Annotated in this window: 6 protein-coding genes and 1 pseudogene; 3 read left to right on the forward strand and 4 right to left on the reverse strand. The window is 75.5% G+C overall.

The features are described 5' to 3' along the window. Window positions 1-165 precede the first annotated feature (165 nt). The 3 genes from B0E53_RS30715 to serS all read left to right on the forward strand — a co-directional run bounded on the left by B0E53_RS30715 (window position 166) and on the right by serS (window position 4,218). Window positions 166-1,341, forward strand: coding sequence for a saccharopine dehydrogenase NADP-binding domain-containing protein (locus B0E53_RS30715; RefSeq protein ID WP_107079185.1), 1,176 nt, complete (start codon window positions 166-168; stop codon window positions 1,339-1,341). Between the two features lie 47 nt (window positions 1,342-1,388). Then, window positions 1,389-2,462: a MerR family transcriptional regulator gene (locus tag B0E53_RS30720; RefSeq protein WP_107079190.1), complete on the forward strand. Its 1,074-nt coding sequence runs from the start codon at window positions 1,389-1,391 to the stop codon at window positions 2,460-2,462. Between the two features lie 469 nt (window positions 2,463-2,931). Next, window positions 2,932-4,218 (forward strand): serine--tRNA ligase, encoded by a 1,287-nt coding sequence (serS, locus tag B0E53_RS30725; RefSeq protein WP_107079186.1) that lies wholly within the window; start codon window positions 2,932-2,934, stop codon window positions 4,216-4,218. Here the strand turns inward: serS and B0E53_RS30730 are convergent. The 4 genes and pseudogenes from B0E53_RS30730 to B0E53_RS30745 all read right to left on the reverse strand — a co-directional run. Then, window positions 4,202-5,080 (reverse strand): cytochrome c biogenesis CcdA family protein, encoded by an 879-nt coding sequence (locus B0E53_RS30730; RefSeq protein ID WP_107079187.1) that lies wholly within the window; start codon window positions 5,078-5,080, stop codon window positions 4,202-4,204. The genes serS and B0E53_RS30730 overlap by 17 nt on opposite strands. After that, complete coding sequence (locus tag B0E53_RS30735) at window positions 5,077-5,658, reverse strand: redoxin domain-containing protein (RefSeq protein WP_107079188.1); 582 nt, start codon at window positions 5,656-5,658, stop codon at window positions 5,077-5,079. The genes B0E53_RS30730 and B0E53_RS30735 overlap by 4 nt, the downstream gene beginning before the upstream one ends. A 21-nt stretch (window positions 5,659-5,679) precedes the next feature. Next, the gene (locus B0E53_RS30740; RefSeq protein WP_107079189.1) at window positions 5,680-7,146 is read right to left on the reverse strand and encodes an NADH-quinone oxidoreductase subunit NuoF family protein; all 1,467 of its coding nucleotides are present in this window, start codon (window positions 7,144-7,146) and stop codon (window positions 5,680-5,682) included. After that, window positions 7,143-7,693 (reverse strand): annotated as a pseudogene (locus B0E53_RS30745) (hypothetical protein); the annotation flags it as partial. The pseudogene B0E53_RS30745 and the gene B0E53_RS30740, both read right to left, overlap by 4 nt.

Genomic DNA, 7,693 nt, shown 5'->3' on the forward strand with positions numbered 1-7,693 from the left:
CACGTGGAGCCGACCAGAAGACCCGCGTACGCGGGCAGGTGGCAGTGAAGCGTGAACCCGGCACCGCCACCGCGGGTCAGACCGGGACCGTCTCACCGCAAGGCGAGACTACCGATCGTGTGCTCACTAGAGTGCACTGAGAGGTAACGGTGGCACACTCGGCGGATGCGCGACGACCGCCCGTACGACCTCGTCCTCTTCGGCGCCACCGGGTTCACCGGCGGCCTGACCGCCGAGTACCTGGCCCGGCACGCCCCGGACGGGCTGCGCTGGGCGCTGGCCGGCCGCAACCCGGGCAAGCTGGCCGGGGTGCGGGACCGGCTGGCCGCCATCGACCCGGACCTGGCCGGGCTGCCGCTGCTCACCGCCGACGTCACCGACCCGGCGTCGCTGCGCGCCGTGGCGGAGAGCGCACGGGTGGTCGCCAGCACCGTCGGCCCGTACGTCCACCACGGCGAGCCGCTGGTCGCGGCCTGCGCCGCCGCCGGCACGGACTACCTCGACATCACCGGCGAGCCGGAGTTCGTCGACCTCATGTACGTGCGGCACCACGCCGAGGCCGTGCGCACCGGGGCGCGGCTGGTGCACGCCTGCGGCTTCGACTCGATCCCGCACGACCTGGGCGCCTGGTTCACGGTCCGGCAGCTGCCCACGGGCGGGCCGGTCACCGTGGACGGTTACGTCCGGGCCGGCGGGCGGTTCTCCGCCGGGACGTACCACTCGGCGCTGACCGCGTTCTCCCGGTCCGGCGAGATGAGCCGGGCGGCGAAGGCCCGCAAGGCGGTCGAGCCGCGGCCGGAGGGCCGCCGGGTCCGGGCGGTGCCCGGCCGCGTCGGCCGGGTCAAGGAGTTCGGGCTGTGGGCGGTGCCGCTGCCCACCATCGACCCGCAGGTGGTCCGCCGTTCGGCCGCGGCCCGCCCGGAGTACGGCCCGGACTTCCGCTACCGCCACTTCGCCGCGATGAAGCGGCTGCCCACCGTGCTGGCCGCCGGGGTGGGCCTGGCCGGCGTGGTCGGGCTGGTGAAGCTGCCGCCCACCCGGCGGTGGCTGCTCGGCCGGCTCTCCTCCGGCCAGGGGCCGAGCGCCGCCCAGCGGGCGAAGTCGTGGTTCCGGGTCCGGTTCGTCGGCACCGGCGGCGGCCGGACCGTACGCACCGAGGTGGCCGGCGGCGACCCCGGCTACGACGAGACCGCCAAGATGCTCGCCGAGTCCGCGCTCTGCCTGGCCTTCGACGACCTGCCGGCGACCGCCGGGCAGGTGACCCCGGTGACCGCGATGGGCGACGCCCTGCTGGACCGGCTGGTCCGGGCCGGGATCACGTTCCGGGTGCTGGACGCTTGACCCTCGACCGGGTTGAGGGCCCAGGATCCGGCGTCGTGGAGAGCGAACTGCGCAGCATCGGCGAGCTGGCCCGGGCCAGCGGGCTGACGGTGAGCGCGCTGCGGTTCTACGACCGCTCCGGCGTGCTGGTGCCGGCGCTGGTGGACCCGGCGACCGGCTACCGCTGGTATACCGACGACCAGGTGGCCCCGGCCCGTCTCGTCGCCGGGCTGCGCCGGGTCGGCATGCCGCTGGCCGGGATCGCCGAGGCGCTGCGGCACCGGCACCGGCCGGCGGCGGTGCACCGGCTGCTGGACGCGCACCTGCGCCGCCTGGAGGACGGCCTCGCCGACGCCCGCCGTGAACTCTCCCGGATCCGCGCCCTGATCGATCCGGAGGAGACCCCCATGACCACCACCCGACTCGTGCTGCGCCGCGCCGACCTGGCCGCCGCCGTGGACGCCGTCCGGTTCGCCGTCGGCACCGACCCGGAACTGCCGGTGCTCTCCGCCGTGCTGCTGGAGGTCGAGCCGGACGGCGTCCGGCTGGTCGCCACCGACCGGCACCGGCTTGCCGTGGCCCGGGTCGGCGGAAAGGTCGACGGCCCGCCCGTGCACGCGCTGCTCCCGGCGGACGCGGTGGACGCGCTGCGCGCCCTGCTCGACACCGGCGCCGGGACCACCCCGGAGGCGTACCTCACCGTGGCCCCGGACCGGGTCGAGGTCTCGGTGGCCGGCCGGCCGGTGAGCGCCGCCGCGCTGCCGTACGACTTCCCGGACTACCGCCGCCTGCTGCACGGGCAGGTCGGCGACGCACCCGTCCACCGGATCCCGGTCGACGTGGGGGCGCTGCGGCGCGAGCTCACCGCCGAGGGCGCTCCGGTGCTGCTCCGGGAGTACGCGGGGATCGACCACGAGGTGGTCGTGCTCGGCCTGGACGACCGGGGCGGGCTGCGCGTGGTCGGGCCCGACGCCCCGGACGGCCTGCGGGTGGGGGTGAACCGGGAGTACCTGCTCGACGCCCTGGACGCCGGCGGCCGGGGCCAGCTCGTGCTGGAGCTGGACGGGCCGATCGCCCCGCTGGCCGTGCGCCGGCCCGACGACGAGGACGTCTTCTCCATCCTCATGCCGGTGCGCCTCTGACCCGGACCGACCGTGGCGGGCGCAGGACGTCTCGCCCCCTCGCGCGAAGCACGCCCGCTGTCACCCTGCGTCATCCTCACGCCCACCCCCCACCCCACCTTCACTGCGCCTTTGCTCTGCAGCCATCCGCGCAGCAGGCACGGACCGCAACCGATGCGTCCGTGGCTGCAGAGCAAAGTCGGTCGTGGGTGGGGGCGGGGTTGGCGGGGTGTGCGAGCGAACAGGCAGGTCAACAGCTCGTGACCGGACAGGACCGCGGCGTCGACTGCCACCGAGTCCAGCGCTCGTCACTGACCGTCACAATTGGTCGCCGCCGACGGATGCTGTCACCCACAGTGACCGCCGAGGGCGGGTCGGCGTCGACGCCTGGTCGGACGGCGGCCTGCGCGGGCCGGGGCGGGCGGAACCGGGCGCGACGGTAGCATCTGGGGGTCCCACCTGACTGCCTGGACGGAGGCGTACGAGCAGCATGCTCGACATGGAGTTGATCCGGAAGGATCGCGAGGCGGTGGCGACCGCGCTGGCGAAGCGTCTGGATCCCGCCGAGGTCAACCGGGCGCTGGACGAGATCCAGCGGCTCGACCAGGAACGCCGCGCCCTCATCACGGAGATCGACGCCGAGCGGCAGCGCCGCAAGGCCGAGGCGCGGGCGTACGCGGAGGCGAAGCGGTCCGGCGCCACGCCGGAGCCGGCCGCGCCGGAGGCCGAGCGCAAGCAGCTCGCCGAGCTGGAGTCCCAGCTGGACGAGGTGCAGTCCCGGCTGCGCGGCACCATGAGCGAGCTGCCCAACCTGCCCGCCGACGACGTGGTCGCCGGTGGCAAGGAGGCCAACCGGGTGCTGCGCACCTTCGGCGAGCCGCCGGCCGTCGAGAAGGTCCGGGACCACGTGGAGCTGAGCCGGGCGCTCGGCCTGGTCGACCACGAGCGCGGGGTGAAGCTCGGCGGCTCCGGCTTCTGGATGTACACGGGCCTCGGCGCCCGCTTGGAGTGGGCGCTGGTCAACTGGCTGATCGAGCAGAACATCGAGGCCGGCTACGAGTTCCTGCTCCCGCCGCACCTGCTGCTGGACAGCGCCGGCTTCGCGGCCGGCCAGTTCCCGAAGTTCTACGACGACGTCTACCACCTGGACAAGCAGTCCGCCCCGCGTGGCCAGTTCCTGCTGCCCACCGCGGAGACGGCGATCCTCGGCGCCTTCCAGGACGAGATCCTGGAGACCGCCAAGCTCCCGCTGAAGGCGTTCGCCTACACCCCGTGCTACCGGCGCGAGGCGGCCGGCTCGCACTCAGACGAGCGCGGCACGGTGCGCGGCCACCAGTTCAACAAGGTGGAGATCTTCCAGTTCACGCTGCCCGAGCAGGCGGGCGCCGCGCTGGAGGCCATGGTCGGCCACGTGGAGGGCCTGGTCGAGAAGCTGGGCCTGCACTTCCAGACCAGCCTGCTCGCGGCGGGCGACTCCAGCGCCGCCATGAAGAAGACCCTCGACGTCGAGGTCTGGATGCCGAGCACCGGCAAGTACAAGGAGGTGTCGTCGGTCTCCTGGGGCGGCGACTACCAGGCCCGCCGGGCGGCCATCCGCTACCGGGAGCCGGGCGGCAAGCAGACCCGCTTCGTGCACACCCTCAACGGCTCCGCCCTGGCCACCAGCCGCCTCTTCCCGGCGATCCTGGAGCAGTTCCAACAGCCCGACGGCTCGGTCGTGGTGCCCGAGGTGCTCCGCGACAAGCTCGGCACCGACCGGCTCACCCCGGTCCGCTGACCGCCTGAGGTGCGGCGGGGGTCGGCTCGTCCGGCCCCCGCCGCCGTCTCCACAGCAGGCCGGCCACCGACAACAGCACCAGGGCGGCCGCGAGCAGCGCCGGGCCGGCCGCGGCGAGCGTGTGGACCAGGGCCTGCTGCACGTGGGCGGCGGCTCGCACGACGGGGTCACCGAAGGCGTCGTGCCGGCCCTGCGCGAGGCGCACCTCGTACCAGCCGTACCAGGCGACATAGCCGCCGGCTACCAGCAGCACCAGGCCGCTCAGCCGGGGCACCCACGCGCCGGCGCCGCGCAGGCGGGCCACCAGCCGGCCGCGCAGCAGCGCCACGCCGAGCGCGGCCACCCCGACCACCAGACCCATCCCCATCGCGTACGCGCCGAAGAGCGCCAGCCCGCGCAGCGTCGAGCCGGCCCGCAGGCTGGTCACCACGATCGCCAGGAACGGGGCGATGGCGCAGGTCAGCGAGGTCAGCGCGTACGCCACCCCGAACAGGGCCATGGACGGCCAGGTGCGGGTGAGCCGGGGCGCCCGGGCGAACGGGCGCGGGGTGGGCAGCCGCCGGCCGGCGAGCAGCCAGCAGCCGGCCATCGCCAGCAGGACGCCGAGGGTCACGGTCAGCCAGGGCAGCCGGGGGCGCAGCCAGTCGGCCAGCGGCGCGACGGCCAGCCCGAAGGCGCCGAAGACCAGCGCGTACCCGAGGGTCAGGCCGGCCGTGGCGGTCAGCGCGCGCCCGACCGCGCCGCGACCGCCGGCGGGGCCGGCGACCAGCAGCGACAGGTACGCGGGCAGCATGGCGAAGCCGCACGGGTTGACCGCGGCGAGCATGCCCGCGGTCAGCGCGAGCAGCAGCCCCCCGGTCATCCCCGGGCCAGCGCGTCGACCTGGCGGGTCAGCGACTCCCCGTCCAGGAAGCCCTGGTGGACCACCCGCCCGTCCCGGCCCACGATCACGAAGGTGCTCTGCTCGACCACCTCGAACCGGCGCCACAGCGTCCCGGACCGGTCGTCGAGCTGCGGGGTGCCGGCCAGGTCGAACTCGGTGACGAACTCCTTCATGGCCTTCTGCTCGCCCAGGCCGGCGACGCCGACGATCGGCACCGTGTCCCGGTACTTCGGGGCGATCTCGGCGACCGTCCACGCCTGGCTGGCGCAGGTGGCGCACCAGGGCGCCCAGAACCAGAGCACCACCGGCCTGCCCGCCAGGGCGGCGGCGGAGAACGCCGTACCGTCCAGGGTCTTCGCGCTGAACGACAGCGTCTCCGGCACCCGGGCCGGGACCACCGGAGCGGCGGGCGACGCGGACCCGGCGGTGGGCGACGCGGCGGCCACCACGCCGACCGGGGTGGCCCGCTCGGGGCCGACCGCGCAGGACGCCGCGCCGGGCAGCGTGGCGGCAAGCACGGCGGCGGTGGCCAGGCGGCGGGCGGTACGTGGGCGCATCCGCGTCTCCTCGGGGTTCGGCTACTCGGCCTTGACCAGCCGGAGCGCGAGTTCGGGACAGACCTTGACCGCCTTGAGCGCGCCCTGCCGCAGCCAGGTCGGCACCGGGGTGGCGGGGAAGGCGGGGTAACCGTTGCCGTCGAGCCGAATGAAGTCCGGCACCACGTGGGCGCAGAGCCCGTGCCCGTCGCAGCGGGACCAGTCGAGGGTGAGCTTCTGCGGGTTGCCGTCGGGCGCGCCGGGCAGTCCCATCAGGCCCTTGACCCGCTTGCCGCAGCCCTCGCCGGTGGCGTGCAGCCGTAGGTCCTCGGCGAACACCTCCATGGCGGAGAGCGCGAACCGGGCGGTGCCGTCGGGGTGGCTGCACGCGCCGCGCCCCTTCACGTCGCCGGCCGCGGCACGGACCACCTCGATCGGGGCGCTGCCGGAGACCGCGAGGTCGACGGCGCGGGCCAGGTCGGGCAGGCCCATCTTGCAGGGACCGCACTGCCCGGCGGACTCGCCGGCCAGGTAGCGGACCACCTGGGCGGCCTCGCCGAGCGGGCAGGTGTCCCGGCCCAGCGGGACGATGATGCCGGCACCGAGCGTGCCGCCGACCGCGGCGAGCCCCCTGCGGGAGACCTCGGCCCGCGCCGCCGCCTCCGGCGTGATCCACTTGCCGTGGTAGCCGCCCATCAGGATGCCCGGCCCGTCGGGCACCTCGCAGAGTTCCAGGATCTCCCGCAGCGGGGTGCCGGCCGCGCACTCCACCACGGCCGGCCGCTTGGCCGCCCCCGTGACGGTGAGCAGCACGGTGCCCGGCTCGTCGTCGGTGCCGAGCGCCGCGTACTCGTACGGGCCGATCCGGGCGGCGACCGCGAGCTGGGCGTACGTCTCGGCGTTGGAGAGCAGGGTGGGCAGTCCGTTCACCCCGGAGTCGCTGGACCGTTTCTTGGTGCCCGGCGGGATGTGCGGCAGCCCGTTGATCCCGTTGACCAGGGCGCCGCCCTCGCCGGAGATGAACCGGTGCGGCACGGTGACGATGGTGGTCGGCACCGGCATCCGCCGCTCCTGCAACGCCTCGGTGAGCGAGGGCCGGCCCACGTCGTCGTCGGCCACCCCGATCACGATCTCCTCGGCGTCCAGCGCGTACGCGGCCAGCGCCGCGCCGTCGAGGACGAGGTGCGGGGCCCGGGTGAGCAGCACCTTGTCCTTCCAGCTCGCCGGCTCCCCCTCGGTGGCGTTGACCACCACCACGGCGGCCAGGTCCTGCCGCTCGCAGGACTCCAGCACCGCGCGCAGCTTCCGGGCGAACGGGAAGCCGGCCCCGCCCTTGCCCTTGAGGTCGATCGCCTCGGCGAGCCGGAGCAGGGCGGCCGGCTCCACCGGCCCGATCGGGCCGTGCACCTCCTCGTGGGCCAGCAGGTCGAGCCGGCCGAACTCGGCGAAGCCGGCGGTGAGCCGGGGCTCGCCGACGCAGGCCACCGGTGGCACGGTCGTCCGCATCACCTGGCCTCACCGCGCAGCCCGGCCCAGTACGCCCCGTCCACCGCGTCCGCGTTGGCCCGCCTGCGCCGGCTCGACCGGCTCTCGCCGGAGGCCCGCAGGGCCCGCCGGGAGGCGAGGTCGACCAGGGTCGGCGTGTCGTCGACGAAGGCGTCGTCGGCCGCGTAGCGGGCCGGCGGGCGCCAGTAGTCCGGCTCCTCCGGCACGTCCTCCTCGACGCTGTGCCGGCCGCTGCCGCTGCGCGGCGCCGACGAGATCGGGCCGGCCGAGATCGGCTCGCCGGAGACCGGCCGGCTCTCCCAGCGGCGCGGGCTGTCCCAGGGCTCCTCCGCCTCGTCCCGCCGCGGCGGCGCCGAGTAGCGGGCGACGGCGTCCGGCGGCGTGGAGTAGCGGGAGCCGGTGTCCGGCGGGGACGAGTGGCGGCCGCCGCTCTCCGGCGGGGCCGAGTAGCGGGCGTCGGCGTCGACGCGGGAGCGCCGGGGGGTCCGCTCCTCCTCGTCCCGGTAGCGGCGGGCGGCGCGCTCGTCGCTGCGCCGCCGGGCGGCCGCCG

The organism is Micromonospora sp. MH33, from assembly GCF_003013775.1.
Classification (GTDB): Bacteria; Actinomycetota; Actinomycetes; order Mycobacteriales; family Micromonosporaceae; genus Micromonospora; species Micromonospora fulviviridis.

Coding starts and splice junctions, on each gene's coding strand:
- B0E53_RS30715 (WP_107079185.1), top strand. CDS start 166: ATGCGCGACGACCGCCCGTACGACCTCGTCCTCTTCGGCGCCACCGGG.
- serS (WP_107079186.1), top strand. CDS start 2,932: ATGCTCGACATGGAGTTGATCCGGAAGGATCGCGAGGCGGTGGCGACC.
- B0E53_RS30730 (WP_107079187.1), bottom strand. CDS start 5,080: ATGACCGGGGGGCTGCTGCTCGCGCTGACCGCGGGCATGCTCGCCGCG.
- B0E53_RS30735 (WP_107079188.1), bottom strand. CDS start 5,658: ATGCGCCCACGTACCGCCCGCCGCCTGGCCACCGCCGCCGTGCTTGCC.